The sequence below is a fragment of the Herbaspirillum sp. WGmk3 genome (assembly GCF_023952535.1).
GTDB lineage: Bacteria > Pseudomonadota > Gammaproteobacteria > Burkholderiales > Burkholderiaceae_D > Herbaspirillum > Herbaspirillum huttiense.
Genome location: NZ_JAKYWT010000001.1, coordinates 707704 through 726915 on the forward strand (window position 1 = coordinate 707704; position 19212 = coordinate 726915).

General features: G+C 63.8%; 18 protein-coding genes. 8 read left to right on the plus strand and 10 right to left on the minus strand.

Features of this window, described 5'->3' with window-relative positions; translation table 11 throughout:
- Nucleotides 1-138: 138 nt before the first annotated feature.
- From MKD49_RS03005 to MKD49_RS03025, 5 genes are all read right to left on the minus strand, one after another.
- On the minus strand, nt 139-798 hold the full coding sequence (locus MKD49_RS03005; protein ID WP_039784524.1) for a DUF1345 domain-containing protein: 660 nt from the start codon (nt 796-798) through the stop codon (nt 139-141).
- Between the two features lie 129 nt (nt 799-927).
- Nucleotides 928-1452 carry a preprotein translocase subunit SecD gene (locus tag MKD49_RS03010; RefSeq protein ID WP_252695407.1) on the minus strand — a complete coding sequence of 175 codons (525 nt, stop codon included), beginning with the start codon at nt 1450-1452 and terminating at the stop codon, nt 928-930.
- Nucleotides 1449-1667, minus strand: a complete 219-nt coding sequence (locus tag MKD49_RS03015) for a hypothetical protein (RefSeq protein WP_034330326.1) — start codon at nt 1665-1667, stop codon at nt 1449-1451. Before MKD49_RS03015 ends, MKD49_RS03010 begins: the two co-directional genes overlap by 4 nt.
- A 115-nt stretch (nt 1668-1782) precedes the next feature.
- Complete coding sequence (locus MKD49_RS03020; protein ID WP_252695408.1) at nt 1783-3228, minus strand: sensor histidine kinase; 1446 nt, start codon at nt 3226-3228, stop codon at nt 1783-1785.
- A 16-nt stretch (nt 3229-3244) separates the two neighbouring features.
- A complete protein-coding gene (locus MKD49_RS03025) occupies nt 3245-3907 on the minus strand; it encodes a response regulator transcription factor (RefSeq protein WP_008331064.1) in 663 nt (220 codons plus the stop codon).
- Between the two features lie 366 nt (nt 3908-4273).
- On the opposite strand from MKD49_RS03025, the gene MKD49_RS03030 reads away from it, so the two are divergent.
- Together MKD49_RS03030 and MKD49_RS03035 are read left to right on the plus strand one after the other, a co-directional pair.
- A complete protein-coding gene (locus MKD49_RS03030) occupies nt 4274-6493 on the plus strand; it encodes a TonB-dependent siderophore receptor (RefSeq protein WP_252695409.1) in 2220 nt (739 codons plus the stop codon).
- Nucleotides 6494-6510: 17 nt separating this feature from the next.
- Entirely contained in the window at nt 6511-7197 is a 687-nt protein-coding gene (locus MKD49_RS03035; protein ID WP_252695410.1) for a Fe2+-dependent dioxygenase, read from the plus strand.
- Between the two features lie 7 nt (nt 7198-7204).
- Here MKD49_RS03035 and mdtD read toward each other — a convergent pair whose 3' ends face one another.
- From mdtD to MKD49_RS03060, 5 genes are all read right to left on the minus strand, one after another.
- The gene (gene mdtD / locus MKD49_RS03040; RefSeq protein WP_252695411.1) at nt 7205-8626 is read right to left on the minus strand and encodes a multidrug transporter subunit MdtD; all 1422 of its coding nucleotides are present in this window, start codon (nt 8624-8626) and stop codon (nt 7205-7207) included.
- Between the two features lie 101 nt (nt 8627-8727).
- A complete protein-coding gene (locus MKD49_RS03045) occupies nt 8728-9582 on the minus strand; it encodes an ABC transporter permease (RefSeq protein ID WP_252695412.1) in 855 nt (284 codons plus the stop codon).
- A gap of 56 nt (nt 9583-9638) precedes the next feature.
- Nucleotides 9639-10466, minus strand: a complete 828-nt coding sequence (locus tag MKD49_RS03050; protein WP_252695413.1) for an ABC transporter ATP-binding protein — start codon at nt 10464-10466, stop codon at nt 9639-9641.
- A 124-nt stretch (nt 10467-10590) separates the two neighbouring features.
- Nucleotides 10591-11604 carry an ABC transporter substrate-binding protein gene (locus MKD49_RS03055; RefSeq protein WP_252695414.1) on the minus strand — a complete coding sequence of 338 codons (1014 nt, stop codon included), beginning with the start codon at nt 11602-11604 and terminating at the stop codon, nt 10591-10593.
- A 66-nt stretch (nt 11605-11670) separates the two neighbouring features.
- On the minus strand, nt 11671-12726 hold the full coding sequence (locus tag MKD49_RS03060; protein WP_252695415.1) for an ABC transporter substrate-binding protein: 1056 nt from the start codon (nt 12724-12726) through the stop codon (nt 11671-11673).
- A gap of 158 nt (nt 12727-12884) precedes the next feature.
- On the opposite strand from MKD49_RS03060, the gene MKD49_RS03065 reads away from it, so the two are divergent.
- The 6 genes from MKD49_RS03065 (at nt 12885) to MKD49_RS03090 (ending at nt 19211) form a co-directional block, all read left to right on the plus strand.
- Nucleotides 12885-13556, plus strand: a complete 672-nt coding sequence (locus MKD49_RS03065) for a response regulator (protein ID WP_034338420.1) — start codon at nt 12885-12887, stop codon at nt 13554-13556.
- Nucleotides 13549-14928: a sensor histidine kinase gene (locus MKD49_RS03070; protein WP_121045255.1), complete on the plus strand. Its 1380-nt coding sequence runs from the start codon at nt 13549-13551 to the stop codon at nt 14926-14928. The genes MKD49_RS03065 and MKD49_RS03070 overlap by 8 nt, the downstream gene beginning before the upstream one ends.
- A 208-nt stretch (nt 14929-15136) precedes the next feature.
- A complete protein-coding gene (locus MKD49_RS03075; RefSeq protein WP_204725825.1) occupies nt 15137-16408 on the plus strand; it encodes a sugar ABC transporter substrate-binding protein in 1272 nt (423 codons plus the stop codon).
- 77 nt (nt 16409-16485) lie between these two features.
- Nucleotides 16486-17364, plus strand: coding sequence for a carbohydrate ABC transporter permease (locus tag MKD49_RS03080; RefSeq protein ID WP_204725826.1), 879 nt, complete (start codon nt 16486-16488; stop codon nt 17362-17364).
- Nucleotides 17352-18164 carry a carbohydrate ABC transporter permease gene (locus MKD49_RS03085; RefSeq protein WP_134223054.1) on the plus strand — a complete coding sequence of 271 codons (813 nt, stop codon included), beginning with the start codon at nt 17352-17354 and terminating at the stop codon, nt 18162-18164. The genes MKD49_RS03080 and MKD49_RS03085 overlap by 13 nt, the downstream gene beginning before the upstream one ends.
- A 9-nt stretch (nt 18165-18173) precedes the next feature.
- Nucleotides 18174-19211 carry an NAD(P)-dependent alcohol dehydrogenase gene (locus MKD49_RS03090; RefSeq protein WP_252695416.1) on the plus strand — a complete coding sequence of 346 codons (1038 nt, stop codon included), beginning with the start codon at nt 18174-18176 and terminating at the stop codon, nt 19209-19211.
- Nucleotide 19212: the final 1 nt, after the last annotated feature.

Sequence of the window (19212 nt, forward strand, 5' to 3'; positions counted from 1 at the left end):
TTATACGGGCGGCTTCCGGTTTGCGCAGAGCGCCGGCGCGGCGCTTGATCGCGCACTCACCCGCCTCTGAACCCGGCTAGGACAAAGCGCTGCCGGTTCGGTTCCGCAGCGCTGTCATCCTGGCACTGACACTCGCTTTCAGGTACCGGCCAGGCCGGCCGCGATATTGATGGACAAGCCGATGATGGCGGCATTGAACACGAAGCAGATCAGCGAATGCGCCAGCACCGACTTGCGTAACGCACGCGAGGCCACGGCCACATCCGAGGTCTGCACGGCCACGCTGATGGTGAAGGCGAAATACAGGAAATCCCAGTAGCCGGGATTGCGTATGCCGTCCGGGAAGCGCAGCGGCAAGGCCTCCGGGTCATCGTCATCGGCGTAGAAGAGGCGCGCGTAATGCAGCGTGAAGATGGTCCCGATCAGGGCCCAGGAGCCGAACACGGTGGAGGCTGTAAAGGCATAGCGCAACAGCCTGCCGCGCTCGTCGTGATGGCTGCTGCCGCCCAGTTCCAGCAAGATGGCGAGCAAACTCGCAATGGCTGCCACGCAGACCATCACCAGTACCACGTGGGCGCTCTCGTCCTCGGTCTCGGCCAGGCGCTTGACGGCCTTGGCATCGGCCCGCAGCATCATCACCCACAGGCTCAGCAAATAGAACCAGACGCCGGCATTCCAGCCGATGAGGCTGCGGCCGATCCAGGTACTGGCGGGGAGAACGGTGGCGGCGGCGATCCCGATGGCGATGCCGATGAGCAAGCGCGGATGGACCTGGACGATGTGGCGGGCGACGGACATTGTTCTTGTTGATGTTGTGAGTCTTCTGTAAGGGCAGCGTCAATGCAGTGCCGCGAATGGGCAGGACATTAGCATGCCCTGCCCGCCCCTGCCAGCCATGCTTTCCCTCAGCATGCGCGGGCAGGCGGCCTAGTTACCCTTGGACAGCAGGTTGGCCAGCCGCACTGCGTCCTCGAAACTGGACAATCCGGTCAGGGCCATGGTGTTGATGGTCATCGGGCCTTGAACGCTGGCCACATTGGTCACGCGGCCTTCCAGCACGGCGGCGAGCTGGCGCCCCATCAACTCGCGCGAGGCCGCCGCCAGCCTGGCGGTCCCGGTGGGCGAGAATTGCAGTACCAGCACCGCACGTCCGGCCGCATCCTTCTGCGCCGACGCGCGCTGCACGTCGCCGGCATCAAGTGCGGCGCGCGGGGCGAGATAGATGTCGCCACCCGGTGGTTCGCTCAGGCGCGCCTTGATCCAGCCCTGGATCGGTACGGTGGTCGCACCGCGCAGTTCAAACAGGGTTGATGAAGAGAGACCATGGTCCGCGCTGCCCGAGGCACCGCCCGTGGCACAGCCCGCCAGCACCAGGACGGCACCGGCGGCGGCACCCAGCAACAGAGTGCGGCGACGCGCGGAAAAGCAAGGGGAAGCAGGCAGGCGGCTCAAAATTCGTGCTCCTTCAAGGCGCGCTGCGCGCGTTCGCGGGCGCTGGCCAGGGCTTCTTCCTCGGTCGGGAAGAGGCCTACCGGAATGTAGGTTTCAGCGATCTCGGGCTCGCGCGACAGGCGCACGAAGACTTGCGCCTCGAAGCCTTCATCCGGTTTTTCAACCGCATCGTAGCGGGCGATATGGGTGCCACTTTGCAAGACCTTGTCCGTCATGCTGCCTCCTGAGTCGTTCACGATGAAGCCCGTTTGACACAGGGGCAGGCATGAGGTTCTGCATGAAAACGATGTCGTGCGGCAACTGCGACCAGAGCGGCCATCGCCGCCGGATTCAACCTGCCAGCGGGAAGCGTACCGTGAAGATGGTGCCCTGCCCTTGCTCCTTGCAATCGACCGTGATGACGCCGCCATGGTCGTGCGCAATCTCGCGCACGATGGCCAGGCCCAGGCCGCTGCCGGCGATCTTGTCATTGGCGCGATAGTAGCGGTCAAAGATGAGCTCGCGATGCTCGGGAGCAATACCTGGGCCGGAATCTTCCACCGAAAGCACGGTGGCCCCCTCTTCTTCCAGGCAGCGCACCGTCACCGTTCCGTGCAAGGGGGAATAGCGCACGGCATTGTCGATGAGGTTGTCGATCAGGTCGGCGAGCAGGAAACGGTCGCCGCGCAGGCGTGCCGGCTGCAGGTCGAAGCCGAGGTCGATGTGTTTCTTGTCGGCCTCTTCGATGAAGTGCTGCACCGATTCTTCCACCAGCTTGTGCAGTGACAGCTCCTCCAGCTTGCGGCTTTCGAACAGGCCCGGCTCCGAGCGCGCCAGCGCCAGCAGCTGACGGCTCTGGCGGATCATGCGCTCCACCGAAGAGTTCATCATCGCCAGCGAGCGGGCGGTATCGGGCTGGTCCTGGTGCTTGTCATGCAGCAGTTCCAGTTGCAACTTCAGGCCCGTGAGAGGCGTGCGCAATTGATGGGCAACGTCGGCCATGAAATTCTGCTGCGCCTGTTCACCCTTGCTGATGCGGGCCATCAGTTCGTTCATGGCCACGATCAGCGGCTGCAATTCCACCGGCGCACCAATGCCATCGATGGCTCCCAGCTTGCCGTGGCCGCGTTGTTCCAGGTTGCGCTGCAGGCTCTTCAAGGGACGCAGCCCGCGCCGCACGGCGATCAGCACCACCGACAGCGACCCGAAGGTCAGGCCGCCATCCAGCAGCAGGAAGGACAGCAGGATGGTGTAGTGCGCACGATCGCGCTTGCGGATGGTCTCGGCCACCGCCACCGAGATCACGCCATTCTTGACCCGCACCTGCATGGCGGAAATACGCACCGGTTCGCCACGCATTTCGCCGTCATAGTTGAAGGGCCGGTCGAACGTCTCGCTCTCCGGCAGTTGCGGGAAGCCCTTGTCGCCCACCAGGATCTCGCCCTGCGAATTGCGCACGGCAAAGAAGGTAGTGTCGGAGTGATTGCTGCGCAGGATCTGCTCGGCCTGCTGGGTCAGCTCGGCAGTGGTGCGTTCCTGACGATGGCGCACCTGGGCATACAGGCCCCAGGTGGAATCCATCAGGTTCTGGTCGAACGCATGCTGGGCCGGCAGCCAGGCCAGCCAGTAGGTCAGGCCGGCACCGACCAGATTGAGCAGCAGCAAGGGGGCGATCAGCCACTTGAGCAGATCGCGCCGGATGCTGGCATGGGTAACAGCTGCCGCAGGCGGGATAGCATCGGCCGAGTTTTTCGTGTTGGCCGCAGTGACGGCCGGCTGCTGGTCGATGACCGTCATGACGCGGCCTGCCGGCTCAGTTCTCGCTCTTTTCGAGCATGTAGCCGAAGCCGCGGATGGTACGGATGACCACGCCCGAATCCGCGATCTTCAGACGGATGCGCGAGACATACACCTCCACCGCATTGATCGTGAAATCCTCGCCCCAGGGCAGGACGGCATCGATGATCTGCTGCTTGGAGACCACGCGCGAAGCGTGTTGCATCAGGTATTCCAGCACCGTCCATTCGCGCAGGGACAGTTCGATCTTGCGGCCGTCGATGTCGGCGCGCTTGGTGGCGTTGTCCAGCGACAGCCCGCCCACGGTCAGCTGTGCCGGCTGCGGCGCACTGCGGCGGATCAGCGCCTTGATGCGCGCCACCAGTTCGGGGGTGGCGAAGGGCTTGACCAGGTAGTCATCGGCGCCCAGTTCCAGGCCGTGCACGCGGTCGGGAATGGTGTCGCGTGCGGTCAGCAGCAGCACCGGCGTGTTGTTGCCGTTGGCGCGCATGCGGCGCAAGACTTCGAAACCGTCGATGCCAGGCAGGCCGATGTCGAGCACCAGCACGGCCGCATTGAAACGCTGCGAGAGCGCATCGTTGCCGTTGTTGACGGTATGCACGGTGAAGCCGTGCGAATTGAGTACCCGCGACAGACCGTCGGTGAGTACCGGGTCGTCTTCGACCAGCAGAACATTCATAGAGGACTTCTTGGAAAAAAACGGCGCAAAAATTCTGCGTGACGCTGCATCGTATTGCAGCCCAGGCCATGCTGCAAATCGGGCGATCCCCCAGGCGGGGCGCGGCACGGCCAGAGTGTTTCTTTTTTGTCACACTCAGTTCGGCGTCAGGAAATTGACAGCATTTTGTCAGACTCCCCCCTTAATCTTGCCAGCCATGCGAATGAGAATCCCAATCATTAGCATGTAAAAAAAGAACACTGGTCATCAGCCAGCCAAACGGACTTCCTTGTTGCCATCGAAGAACGGAGTAGCCAGCCATTCGAGCCGGTCCTGCGCGAGCGGGACCGGCTCATCGTTTCCTACTCCACTAGCGACAAGTACAACATGAACCGTCTCACGCCGATTGCCGCCGCATTGGTCGCCACCTTTGCCGCTCCCCTCTCCGTCCACGCACAGCAGGCCGCCGCGCCCAACGCTACCGCCACGGGCAGCCAGCTCGCCCCGGTCACGGTGGAAGGCCGCCGCGATGATTTCGCCAGCACCGGCACGGCCATCACCAAGCTGCCGGCCGACCTGCACGATGTGCCGCAATCGGTGACGGTGGTCAACAAGGCGCAGATGCAATCGCAGGGCGTCAGTTCGCTGGCCGATGCGCTGCGCAACGTTTCCGGCATCACGCTGGGCGGTGCCGAAGGCGGGCAGATCGGCAACAACATCAACCTCAACGGTTTCTCGGCGCGCACCGACATCTATCTGGACGGCTTCCGCGACCGTGGCCAGTACTACCGTGACACCTTCGCCATCGAAGAAGTGGAAGTCCTGATGGGGCCCTCCTCGATGCTCTTCGGCCGCGGCTCGACCGGCGGCATCATCAATCAGGTCAGCAAGAAAGCCAACCTCAAGGCGGCTACCGAGATCACCGGTTCGGTGACCACCAATGGCCTGGTGCGCAGCACGGTCGACGTCAACCGCCCGCTGTCGGACACCTCGGCCCTGCGCATCGAAGCCATGGCCCAGAACGGCGCGGCCAGCACGCGCAACCAGACCGATGTGCAGGACTTCGGCCTGGCCGGTTCCTATGTTTGGGGTATCGGCACCTCCACCGAAATCACGCTCTCGGCCCTGCTGCAGCACAACCAGGACCAGCCCGACTACGGCCTGCCGCCGCTCAACGGCCACCCCGTCAACGTCGACCGCAACACCGCCTATGGCTTGAACAGCGACCGCACCATCCAGGACGTGGCGGCGTTCAATGCCGGCATCAAGCACAAGATCGCGCCCGACGTCACCCTGCGCAACCAGACCCAGTTCAACTACGTGCACACCAATGCGGTGGAAACCGCGCCCAATACCATCGGCACGGTTTCCTCCAGCGGCTTCACGGCGCTCACCAATGCGGCCAGCAGCCTGCCCCTGTCGAGCCTGTTCGTGCGCGGCCAGAGCCACGACCGCAACATCAACGACTACTCCATCTTCAACCAGACCGAACTGGCCGCCAAGTTCAGCACCGGCAGCGTCAAGCACGATGCGCTGGTGGGCGTGGAAGTTGGTCACGACGGTTACGATAACCAGAACACCTACCGCAACGGCAGCTGCAATGGCCGCTCGCTCAACGCAAGCGGAGCCACCACCGGCTACATGGATTGCGTGAGCCTGGTCAATCCTTCCTACAGCGCCGCCGGCAGCAGCGTGGCCGATACCGCAGGCAACCGTGCCGGCGGCAGTGCCAACACCATCGCCGCCTATGTCGGCGACACCATCGAGCTGGTGCCGCACTTCAAGCTGGTCGGCGGCCTGCGCTATGACCGCTACGTGGCCAGCATCAGCAACTCGATCAACTCGGGCAATACCGCCGGCTCCACCGCACTGGGCTATGCGCAGCAGAGCGTGAACTTCGTGAGCGTGCGTTCGGGGGCGATCTGGCAGCCCAGCGCGGCGCAGTCGTATTACGTTTCCTACGGCACCTCCTTCAATCCCTCGCTGGAACAGCTGACCGGCACCACCGGCCAGCAGAACCTCGACCCGGAAAAGAACCGCTCCTATGAACTGGGCGGCAAGTGGGACGTGGCCGAAGGCCTGGCGCTGACCGCCGCCGGCTTCCAGATCACCAAGGAGAACGCCCGCAGCCAGGTCGCCACCGGCGTCTACGAACTGGCCGGCACGGTGCGCGTGAACGGCGCGCGTGCGGGCGCCACCGGCCGCATCACACGCGACTGGCAGATCGCCGCCAACTACACCTACCTGGATGCCAAGGTGGTCGGCGGTGCGGTGGCCGATACCTCGGTCGGCAAGATCCCGGTCAACACGCCCAAGCACACCTTCACCACCTGGACCACGTATGACGTCGCGCCGCACTGGCAGGTTGGCGGCGGCGCGACCTACATGTCGCAGCGCTATGCCAATGCCACCAACACGGTGCAGGTCGGCGGCTACACCCGTTACGACGCGATGCTGGCCTACACCACCAAGGCCTACGACATCCGCCTGAACCTCTACAACCTGACCGACAAGATGTATTACGATGCGCTGATCCAATCCGACGGCGGCCGTTCGGTCCCGGGTTCGGGCCGTACCGCCCTGCTGTCGCTGACCTATCGCATGTAAGGAAAGAGGACGCGCCCATGCTCATCACCATCCCCCAGCTGCTGGACCCGCAAGCCCTGCAGACCGTGCGCAGCCTGCTGGACAACGCAGGACCGGCCTGGGTGGATGGGCGCGTCACGGCGGGCTACCAGGGCGCGCCGGTGAAATACAACCAGCAGATCGACGAGCAGTCCGACGTCGCCCTGCAATGCCAGCGCATCATCGTGTCCGCGCTGGAGCGGCACCCGCGCTTCATCAGCGCGGCGCTGCCCAACCTGATCTACCCGCCCATGTTCAATCGCTATGGCGAAGGCATGACCTTCGGTGCCCACGTCGATGGCAGCGTGCGCATCCATCCGCACAGCGGACGCAAGCTGCGTACCGATGTCTCGGCCACGCTGTTTCTGGCCGATCCGGAAGACTACGACGGCGGTGAACTGCAGATCGATGACAGCTACGGCATGCACAGCGTCAAGCTGGCGGCGGGCGACATGGTGCTCTATCCGGCCACCAGCCTGCACACGGTCACCCCGGTCACGCGCGGCGTGCGCGTAGGCTGCTTCTTCTGGCTGCAGAGCCTGGTGCGCGACGATGGCCGGCGCCAGATGCTGTTCGACATGGACAATGCCATCCAGCGCCTGAACCAGACCGACGCCGATGCGCTCGCACGGCGCACGCTGGTAGGCTGCTATCACAACCTCCTGCGCCAGTGGAGCGAGACCTGAGCCGCGCTCAGCTGAAGTAACGCGGATCCATCTTGCGGAACACCCAGGCCGAGACCAGGGTGATGAGACCGACGATCACGAAGGTGATCTGGAAGCTGGCATTGGTGGCGATGCCCGCCTCGCTCTTGAAGAGATTGACCATGGTCCCGCCGATGGTCACGCCCAGGCCGATGGCCAGCATCTGCACCATCGAGAAAAGACTGTTGCCGCTGCCCGCATCCTCCTTGCGCAAGCCCTTCAGGGTCACGCTGTTCATGGCCGCGAACTGCATGGAATTGGAGGCGCCGAATACCGCCAGTTGCACGATGGACGCGGCCAGCGGCCAACCCGGCGTGATCAGCGCGAACGATACGATGGAGATCCCGACGATGGCGGTATTGATCAACAGGAAGCGGTCATAGCCAAAGCGCTTGACCAGCGGCGCGATCCACGGTTTGGCAATGGTGCCCGCAATGGCGGCCGGCAACAGCAGCATGCCTGCGTGCAGCGGTGAATAACCCAGCCGTACCTGCAACAGCAGCGGCAACAGGAACGGCACTGCCGATGAACCTATACGGCAGACCAGGTTACCTGCCAGTCCGATGCTGAAATTGGGTTCCCCGAACAAACCGAGCCGGAACAGTGGACGCGGATGAACGGACGCATGGCGCCAGTAGACCAGTACAGTCAGTGCTGCCAGAGCGAACAGTCCCAAACTCCAGCCAGTACGGTGGGTATCGAAAGGCACGTCCAGCGCCAGCGAGAAGGCCACCATGCAGGCGGACAGCAAGGCGCAGCCGAACAGATCGAAGCGAGGTGTACCGGTAAGGCTGTCATCGGGCAGGAAGTACAGTACGGCCCCCATCCCCAGTACACCTACCGGAAGGTTGATCAGAAAGATCCAGTGCCAGGACAGGCTTTCTACCAGCCACCCGCCCAGTACAGGACCGACCACCGGACCGAGCTGCCCGGCAATCGAGATCGAGGCCAGTGCAGCGATGTATTGCGCGCCCGGCACTGCCCGCAGCACGGCCAGGCGCCCGACCGGCAGCAGCATGGAGCCACCCAACCCCTGTATCACGCGAGCGGCCAGCAACAGTGGCAGGGTCGGTGCCATGGCGCACAGCACCGAACCCAGCGCGAACAGCAGGATCGCCGCGAAATACACGCGGCGCGTGCCGAAGCGGTCGGCCAGCCAGCCCGAGGCAGGCGTGAGGGACGCCATGGTCAGCGTATAGGCCACCACCACCGGGTGCATGTTCAGCACCGGCTCGCCCAGGCTGCGCGCCATGGCGGGCAAGGCGGTGTTGACGATGGTGGTGTCCAGCGTCTGCATGAAGAAGCCGGAAGCGACGATCCACAGCAGCGCGCGCTGGGTCACGGGATCGTTGAGGGAGGGTGAGGCAGATGCAGCGGTGTCACTCGGGCGAGGCGGCTGGTTGGCTGACATGACGGAAAGGAAGTGGAAACGCGCGGATCAAAACACGGCGGGGACACGTTGCCGTGTCCCCGACCATTACCGCGTCATTTTACGCCCTCAGGCATTTCTCATCAGAAGCCCTGCGGACGCCACTTCAGCAAGCGCCGTTCCAGCGCATGCAAGAGCCAGTCCGCCGCCAGCGCTACCACGGCCAGCACGATCATGGCCGCGAACACGCCGCTAGCATTGAAGGCGCCCTGGGCGGTGGAGATCAGCAGGCCGATGCCCTGCTTGGAACCGAGGAACTCCCCGACCACCGCACCGACCAGCGCAAACCCGAAGCTCACGTGCAGGCTGGCCAGGATCCACGACAGTGCCGACGGGATCACCACCGCCATGGTCACCTGGCGCGGCGAGGCGCCGAGGATCTGGGCGTTGGCGATCATGTAGCGGTCGGCTTCCCGCACGCCCTGGAAGGCATTGGCAAACACCACGAAGAACACCATCACCACCGCCAGCGCCACCTTGGAGGCCATGCCCAGGCCGAAGGCGATGACGAAGATCGAGCCCAGCACCACGCGCGGAATCGAATTGGCGATCTGGATGTAGAGGCTGAAGACATCCGAGAGCAGCTTGTTGCGCCCGAGGATGATGCCGGCGATGACCCCGGCCACCGAGCCGATCAAAAATCCCAGCACGGTTTCTTCCAGTGTCACCAGGACCTGGGTCCAGAGCGGCCCTTGGGAGGTGCCCTCGACCATCCACTCGACGATCTGCGCCACGATGGCCGACGGCTGCGAGAAGAAGAAGGGATCGATCCAGCCGAGCCGCGCGCCGCCTTCCCAGCCGCCCAGCACGATCACCAGGATGGCGATGCGCAGGCCGATGACCAGTTGTTTTCGCGCGCGGATCTTGCGGCGGGCCTCGGCTTCGACGCCGGCGATGTCCATCGTCGCAGCGCTGTGGCTGGCTTGTGCTTGTGTCATGGGAGTCCCCTGTGTTTCAGAATTGGATAGGCAATGTGGCTGCACGGCATGGCGCCTCAGGCGATATACACTTCCTCGCGCAGATCGGCCCAGATGCGCCGCGAGATATCGATGAAGCGCTGCTCGTAGCGCACTTCCTCCATCACGCGCGGACGCGGCAGGTCGATCGGATAGACGCTCTTCAAGGTAGCCGGGCGGGCGGTGAGCACATAGACCTTGTCGGCCAGCGCAATGGCTTCCTCCAGGTCATGGGTGACGAACACCACCGACCCCGAATGGGCCGACCACAGGCGCAGCAGTTCATCCTGCATCAGGGTGCGGGTCTGCATGTCCAGCGCCGAGAAGGGTTCGTCCATCAGCAGGATCTCGGGGCTGTTGATGAAGGTCTGGGCCAGCGCCACGCGCTTGCGCATGCCGCCGGAAAGCTGGTGCGGATAGTGGTCGCCGAACTTGTCCAGGCCCACGCGGCGAATCCATTCGTCGGCCAGCGCATGGGCCTGCTCCTTGGACTGGCCACGGAACATGGGACCAGCGGCGACGTTGTCGCGCACGCTGCGCCAAGGAAAGACCGCATCGTTCTGGAACACGAAACCGATGCGCGGATCGATGCCGTTGACCGGCTGCCCCATCACCCGCACCTCGCCCAGGGTCGGCTTGAGCAGGCCGGTGATGAGCGAAAGCGTGGTCGACTTGCCGCAGCCGGTCGGGCCGACCACGGCCACGAATTCGCCGCGCGCCACGCTCATGGAAAAATCGCGCAGGGCCACTGTCGCCCGGCCGTCGGCCGTGATGAAGCGGCAGCTCACGTTGCGCAATTCAATGGCAGGCGTGGCCTGGGCGGCCTGGCCGGCGGGGGTGAAGGCCTGCTGGTGGATGGCGTTCATCGTGGGGCTCTTTCGTGGCGTGGGGTTGAATTCGGGTTGAGCGCGCCCCTGACGCGCTGTCGCGCATCATGGCGTATATCGTTTATATAATTTTCAGGAAGACTGGCCTGCAGCCAGTCCCAGCCTATTTCACGGCGTTGACGAACTCATCGGTGTAGGTCTTGGACAAGTCCACATGCTTGCCCTTGACGTTGGGATTGAACCCGGACAGCACGGCCAGCACGGTCTCCGGCCCGCCCTTGGGCATCTTGCCGTCCGGGGAATACATGGGCAGCGAATTGTTCAGGGCCTGTATATACAGCGCCTTGTTGCTGCCGTAGTAGTCCTTGGGCATCTTCTCGGCGATCTGCTCGGCGGTGTGCGTGTTGATGAACTTGAGCGTTTTCACGAAGGCACGTGCCAGCTTCTGCGCTTCCTCCTTGTGGCTGTTGAGCCAGCTGCGCTGTACATACACGCTGGAGGCCGGGTACAGCCCGCCGAGCGCCTTGACCGTTCCCTCCACGGTACGCATGTCGACCAGCACCTGGGCATCGCCATTCTTGAGCAGCAGCGAGGCGGTCGGTTCGGTGGTCATGCCGGCATCGATGCGGCCCTGCTTCATGGCGGCGATGAAGGTATTGTCCGCGCCCACCGGCAGCACCGAGAACTGCTTGGAGGTGATGCCGTGGCGCGAGGCCAGGTATTGGGTCAGGAAGTTGGTGGACGAGCCCAGCCCGGTCACGCCCAGGGTCTTGCCCTTGGCATCGGCCATGCTCTGGAAGTGCGGTGCGGCCTTGGTGGAGACCAGTTCCACTTCGCCCGGCACCTGGCCCAGGATGGTGATGGCGGTGATTTCCTTGCCCTTGGTCTGCAGGTCGATGGCGTGGTCATAGAAACCGACCACCGCCTGCACGGCCCCGGCCAGCAGTTCGTTCTCGGCATCGACCCCGGCCGGCTGCGACTGCAGTTCCACGTCCAGGCCCTCTTCCTTGAAGTAGCCCAGTTGTTCGGCCAGCTTGGCGGGCAGGTAGACCATCTTGTTGATGCCGCCCACCATGATGGTGACCTTGGCGGCAGCCAAAGCGTGGATCGGCAATGCGGCCAGCATGGTGCCGGCAACGGCCAGCGACAGCAGGCCACGGCGGAGATTTTTGTTCACGTCAGCTCCAGGAAATCAGTGCGAAAGCCCGTGGATTCTACGGTGCCTTCATATAACCGGCAAAATTCACTTTACCGCGTCGACAAACTCGTTGGTATAGGTCTTGGAGAGGTCGATGTTCTTGCCCTTGATGTTGGGATTGAACCCGGCCATCACCTTCAACACCTGTTCCGGCCCGCCGGCAGGCATCTTGCCATCAGGCGAATACATGGGCAGCGAAGCCTTGAGCGCCTGCACGTAGATGGCCTTGTTGCCGCCGTAATAGTCCTTGGGCATCTTGTCGGCCACTTCTTCAGCCGAATGGGTCTGGATGTATTTCAGCGTCTTGACGAAGGCGCGCGCCAGCTTCTGTGCGTCGGCCTTGTGGCTCATCATCCAGGAGCGATGCACGTAGAGGCTGGAGGCCGGATACAGTCCGCCCAGCGCGGCCTTGGTGCCTTCCACGCTGCTCATGTCGACCAGCACCTTGGCCGCACCGGAGGCCAGCAGGATGGAGGTGGTCGGCTCGGTGGTCCAGGCCACGTCCACGCGCTTCTGCTTCATGGCGGCGATCAGGGTATTGCCGGCACCGACCGGCAGGATCGAGTAGTCGCCCGCCTTGAGACCGGCGCGGCTGGCCAGGTATTGCGCCAGGAAGCTGGAGGACGAGCCCAGCCCGGTCACGCCCAGGGTCTTGCCCTTGAGATCGGCCATGCTGCGCACGCTGTCGGCGAGGTCGGCGCGCACCATCTCCATGCCGCCCGGCACCAGCAGCAGCTGGGTGATGGAAGTGACTTCCTTGCCCTTGCTCTGCAGGTCGATGGAATGATCGTAGTAGCCGACCACGGCCTGCACGGCCCCGGCCAGCAGTTCATTCTCGGCATCGACCCCGGCCGGCTGCGATTGCAGCTCCACGTCCAGGCCTTCTTCCTTGAAGTAGCCCAAGCTTTCGGCCAGCTTGGGTGGCAGATAGATGAGCTTGTTGATGCCGCCGACCATGATGATGATCTTGTCGGCTGCATGGGCTTGCGGGGCCGCCAGGCCCAGGGCGCAGGCAGCGATGGCAGTGGCGCCCAGGGCCAGCAGGCGGCGGCGCAGGGCAGGCGTTCCGAGGGGCGGGAACACGCGAAGGTCGTGACGCATTATGATTGTCTCCACATTTTGGTTGGATGGTCTGTCGCCATCTCTTGTAGACTGCGGGCCTATTCTAAGAAGCCGAAACCTTCATCCAGCTTTCCAAATTCCGGCTTTCTGCTTTGCAGCGCAACAAAAAAGAACCTCCAGAAACACGAGACCATCGCATGAAATTGCTCCTGATCGAAGACAATCCCCAGCTCGCCCACTGGCTGGAGCAGATCCTCAAGGAACACAAGTTCAAGGTCGATATCGCCGCCGATGGCGAGATCGCCGACCAGGTCCTGCGCGACGAGAACTACGACGTCGTCCTGCTGGACCTGATGCTGCCCAAGCTGCACGGCAAGAACGTGCTGCGCCGCCTGCGCGAGCGCCACAACGGCGTGCCGGTGATGATCCTGACTGCCAGCGGCTCCATCGATGAAAAGGTCGAATGCCTCGGTGCCGGGGCCGATGACTACCTGGTCAAGCCCTTCGAGATCCGCGAACTGGTGGCCCGCATCAAGGTGCTGGTGCGCCGCCAGACACCCGACAAGGCCGCCGAGATCCACTGCGGCGACCTGGTGTATGACAGCAATACGCGCCAGTTCGCGGTGGCCGGCGTGACGCTGGCGCTCCCGGCGCGCGAGCATGACGTGCTCGAAGTGTTGATGTTGAAGCAAGGCAAGACGGTTTCCAAGACCGCGTTGATGAAGGGGGTCTTCAGCCTCTCCGAAGAACCGAGCGCGGACGCCATCGAAATCTACATCTCGCGCCTGCGCAAGAAACTGGAGCACTCCAGCGCGGCCATCATGACCCTGCGCGGCCTGGGCTATCTGCTCAAACAAAAAGATGATTGACAGCCTGCGCCTGCGGCTGCTGTGGTGGCTGCTGATTCCGATGGCGGTCTACGTGGGCCTGTCTACGGGCGACGCGTATGACAATGCCGTCTCCAGCGCCACCCTCGTGCAGGACCGGGCACTGCTGGCCTCGGCCCGCATGATGGCCGGCCAGGTCGGCTGGAACGATGGTGCACCGGTGGTCTCGATCCCTCCTGCAGCGCTGGAACTGTTCGCCTCGCCGGCGCAGGATGCGGTGTATTACCAGGTGCGCATGGATGACGAGACGCTGCTGGCCGGACGCCCCGACTTCCCCGCCGAGCCTGACTTTGCGGCGCTCTATCCGGTCTATACCACGACCACCTTCGAGGGCAAGCCGCTGCGCGTGGTCAGCTACATTCGCGCGCTGTTCGATGAAGGTACGCTGCGCATGGTGGCGGTCTCGGTGGGCCAGACCATGCAGGGACGGCAGGAAATGATCGACGACCAGTGGCATGCCTCGCTGCGGCGTCAGATCGTGCTGCTGCTGCTGGCCATCAGCCTGGTGGTGCTGGGCCTGACGATGGAATTGCGGCCGCTGCTGGCGCTCAAGGATGAGCTGGCCACGCGCGAACCGGATTCGCTCACGCCGCTGCGTGCCGGTGGCCTGCAGCAGGAATTGCGGCCCATCGTGGAGGCCATCAACCAGTACATCTTCCGCCTCAATGCCCAGGTGACGGTGCAGAAGCGCTTTGTGGCCGATGCCGCGCACCAGTTGCGCACGCCCCTGGCGGTGATCGATTCGCAGATCCAGTTCGCGCGCCAGCTGGACGATCCGGCGCGGGTGAAACAGGTGCTGGCCTCCTTGCAGGAAGGCAGCCGCAGCATGACCGACCTGACCAACAAGCTGCTGCTGCTCTCGCAGGCTGAAGCTTCCAACAGCAGTGCCTTCCCGCGTGCGCCGGTGGACCTGCTGGCGGTGGCCGCCATGGTGCTGGAGGAACTGGCCGGACTGGCGCTCAAGAAGGGCATCGACCTGGGGCTGGAGACTACCCTGGAGAGCGCCATGGTCAACGGCAATGAAGCGCAGCTGATGGGCTTGCTGATGAACCTGATCGACAATGCCCTGCGTTATACGCCGGAGGGCGGCAAGGTCACGGTGGGACTGGAGCAGAAGCGCAGCCAGATCATCATCACCGTGACCGACAACGGGCCCGGCATCCCGGCCGAGGTCCGCGAGCGCGTCTTCGAGCGCTTCTATCGCAATGCCGCGCCGGACCAGCCGGGCTCGGGCCTGGGCCTGGCCATCGTGCGCGAGATCGTGCAGGCTTCGCAGGGCGCGATCCGGCTTGATGCGCCGGCGCAAGGTAGCGGGCTGGTGGCTACCGTGAGCCTGCCGGCGCTGGCGGGCTGAGGCCTTTCTTTCCCATGCAGCGGTAATACAAAAACGCGCAGCCCCCACAACAAACGATCAAAAAGTATCAGCCCGCCGCACGCTTTTGGCGTGGAGCGGCGCGCCCTGCCCTCGTACTCTTGCTCCTGCCTGTGAAGGCAAAGGGTGTTGGCGAATCCCCCCGCCTCTGCGCCCGACCTGAACGATAAAAAATACCAGGAGACAAACCGTGAACAAGATCTGCTTGGGCGCCGCGTGCGCCGTCCTTGGCGCTGCCCTGCCCCTGGTGGCATCGGCGCAGTCCTGCAATGTCCCCGTGCTGAAGGTGCTGGCGCAGAAGAGCCTGGGCCTGACGGTGATGGAGAAATCGCTGGCCGATTACCAGAAGCGCACCGGCACCCGTGTGGAGATCAGCTACTTCGGCGAGAACGACCGGCGCGCCAAGTCGCGCCTGGATGCTTCCACCAAGGCCGGTTCCTACCAGGTGTATTACGTCGATGAAGCCAACGTAGCCGAGTTCGCCTCGGCTGGCTGGATCGTGCCGTTGCTGAAGTACTTCCCCAAGGAGGCCGACTATGACGACTTCCTGCCCGGCCGCCGGGCGGTGGCCAGCTACAAGGATGTGGCGTATTTCGCGCCGCTGATCGGCGGTTCCGATTTCCTCTTCTATCGCCGCGACCTGCTGGAGAAGGCCGGCCTGCCGGTGCCGCGCACGCTGGACGAACTGGTGGCCGACATCAAGAAACTGCATTCGCCGCCCGGCGTCTATGGCTGGGTGGCGCGCGGCCAGCGCGGCTCGGGCATGAACGTGTGGCGCTGGGCGCCCTTCATGCTGGCCCAGGGCGGCCAGTGGACCGACAAGAACAACCAGCCGGCCTTCAACTCACCGGCGGCTGTCAAGGCTACGCAGCTCTATGCGGAACTGTTCAAGTACGGCCCTCCCGGTGCGGCCACCTATGACTGGAGCAATGCACTGGAAGCCTTCCGCTCGGGCAAGGTGGCCTTCATGATCGAGTCCACGCCCTTCGCCGACTGGATGGAAGACAGCAGCAAGTCCAGCGTGGCCGACAAGGTCGGCTATGCCCGTCCGCCGGCACCGCTGCCCTCGGCCGCTTACGGCCACGGGCTGGCCATCTCCGCCATCGGCGCCAAGGACGAATGCACGCGCCAGGCGGCCGGCAAGTTCATCGCCTTTGCCACCGGCAAGGAACAGGAACAGGCGCGCCTGCGCGACAAGGTCTTCAGCGACTACAACCGCACCAGCACCATCCAGAGCGATTACTTCCAGAAGAACGTCAAGCCGCAGATCCTGGCCGGCCTGAAAGACACCACCCCGGTCTCCAAGCTGACCATCTGGCCCAGCCCGCAGTGGCCGGACATCGGCGACAACCTGGGCGTGGCGCTGGAAGAAGTCTTCACCGGTACCCAGAAGGACATTCCGCGTGCCCTGAACGAAGCCGCCCAGTATGCGCAGGATGCGATGGAACACGCGCGTAAATAATTTACTTCATTCAACCGCGTCAAACGATGTAGCCGCCCTGTTCCCTTGCCGGAACGGGGCGGACTCCGGAGTCCTGCATGTTCAATCGTGGAAAGACCTCGCTGCCCTACCTGTTCCTCGGCCCATCGCTGCTGGTGATGCTGGTGCTGGGGCTGGTACCGACGGTGGCGGCGATCAACCTGGCACTGAAGAACCGCGTGCTGCGCTATCCCGACAGCGACTATGTCTGGCTGCGCAATGTCGAGCGGCTGCTGTCGGACCGGCGCTTTCTCAATGCCATCGAAGTCTCGGCGATCTGGGAAGTGGTCACCGTGCTGGGTGCGGTGGTGGCCGGCATCCTCATCGCCATCTACCTGTTTGAAAACGTCCATGGCAAATGGCGGCAAGCCATGTGCGTCTTGCTGATCACGCCGGTGCTGCTGCCGCGCGTGTCGGCCGCATTCATCTGGAAGTTCATGTATTCGCCGCTGACCGGCATCCTGGGCTGGCTGCTGGGACTGGCGGGCATCCATGACACTGCCTTCCTGTCGGACCCGCTGCTGGCGCTCTATGCAGTCGCTGCTGTCGATATCTGGCAGTGGGGATTGTTCTTCGCCGTGATCGTCCTGAAGCTGCTGGAAACCCTGCCGCCCGAGCCACTGGAGGCGGCGCGGCTGGACCACGCCCGCACCTGGCAGGTGTATGCCTACATCGCCCTGCCGATGTTGAAGGCGCCGCTCATCAGCCTGGTCTTCATCAAGATGGTGGAGTCGCTGCGCTCCTTCGACCTGATCTACGTGATGACCAAGGGCGGGCCCGGCGTGGCTACCGAAACGCTGGACATGTATGCCTATGCGCAAGGCATCGGGCTGTCCGGCAAGGTCTCGTATGCCTCCACCATGGCGGTGCTGATGATGGTGGCGACCACGCTGATCTTTACCCTGATCTGGAAACGGGTGAGCAAATGGGAAGACTGATCGCACGCTGCGCCGTCTGGGGCGTGGGCATCCTGCTGGTGCTGGTGGCAGTGTTTCCGCTGCTGTGGGCGCTGCTCAATTCGCTGAAGACCTTGCTGGATATCGTCACGCCGACACCGCGCTTTCTCTTCACGCCGACGCTGGAGAACTATCGCCAGGTCATCGGCAGTCCGGAAGTGCTGGTGGGCCTGACCAACAGTGCCGTCATCGTCGGCAGCGCCGTGCTGCTGGGTACGCTCATGGGTGTGCCGGCGGCCTACGTGATTGCGCGCTATCACGTGCCGGGCAAGCGCGACATCCAGTTCTTCCTGCTCTCGCTGCGCTTCCTGCCGCCGGTGGCGGTGGCCATTCCGCTCATTGCGATCTGGGTCGACCTGGGGCTGTATGACACGCGCTTCTCGATGATCGTGACTTACCTGCTGACCACGCTCTCCACCATCACCTGGCTGTCGATCCCCGTGTTCCAGCGCATGCCGCGCGAGATCGAGGAAGCCGCCACCCTCGACGGCTATGGCCCCTATGCGGTGTTCTGGAAGATCGCCCTGCCCAACTGCGCCGGCACCTTGCTGGGCGGGATCATCTTCAGCTTCGTGCTGGTGTGGAACGAACTGATGATCGCCCTGGCGCTGACCTCCTCCAACAGCGCCACGCTGCCGGTGGTGGCCTCGGCCTTTACTTCCATGGGGCAGGAAGTGCCGTGGGGCGTGATCAATGCCTCCACGGTGTTGCTGGCGCTGCCGCCCCTGATCTTTGTCGGCGTCTTGAGCCGGCTGTTGAATTCCATCCTCACCGGAAAATAAGGAGACCCCATGCAAGCCCTCGTACTCGAAGCCACGCGTGAACTGGCCCTGCGCGACATCGACCTGCCGCAGGATCTCGGTGCCCAGGATGTGCGCATCCGCATCCACACCGTGGGCATCTGCGGCAGCGACCTGCACTACTACACCCACGGCCGCATCGGGCCCTTCAAGGTGGAAGCGCCCATGGTGCTGGGGCACGAGGCCTCAGGGACCATCATCGAAGTCGGCAGCGACGTTAAGCAACTGAAGGTCGGCGACCGCGTCTGCATGGAGCCGGGCATCCCGCGCCTGGATTCGCCGGCCACGCTGCGCGGCCTGTACAACCTCGACCCCTCGGTGCGCTTCTGGGCCACGCCGCCCATTCACGGCTGCCTGACCGGCAGCGTGGTGCATCCGGCGGCCTTCACCTATCGGCTGCCGGACAATGTCAGCTTTGCCGAAGGAGCCATCGTCGAACCCTTGTCCATCGGCCTGCAGGCCGCCACCAAGGCGCGCATGAAGCCGGGCGATACGGTCGTGGTGATCGGTGCCGGCACCATCGGCGCCATGACTGCACTGGCAGCCCTGGCCGGGGGTGCGGCGCGCGTGATCCTGGCCGATGTGGTGGCCGAGAAGCTGGCCCACTTCGCCAACAATCCCGCCGTCATCACGGTGGATGTGACGCAGCAGGCCTTGCCCGACGTGGTGCAGCAAGTCACCGAGGGCTGGGGTGCCGATGTGGTGTTTGAGGCGTCGGGCCATGCCGGCGTCTACCAGACCCTGCTGGACCTGGTGTGTCCCGGTGGCTGCGCGGTGCTGGTGGGCATGCCGCCGGAGCCGGTGGCGCTGGACGTGGTGACCATGCAGACCAAGGAAGTGCGGCTGGAATCGGTCTTCCGTTATGCCAACATTTTCCCGCGCGCACTGGCGCTGCTGAGCTCGGGAATGATCGATGTGAAGCCTTTCATTTCACGCAGCTTCCCCTTCTCCCGGGGGATCGAGGCCTTCGAGGAAGCCGCGCGCGGCCGTCCGCAGGATGTGAAGATCCAGATCGAAATGGAAGGCTGAC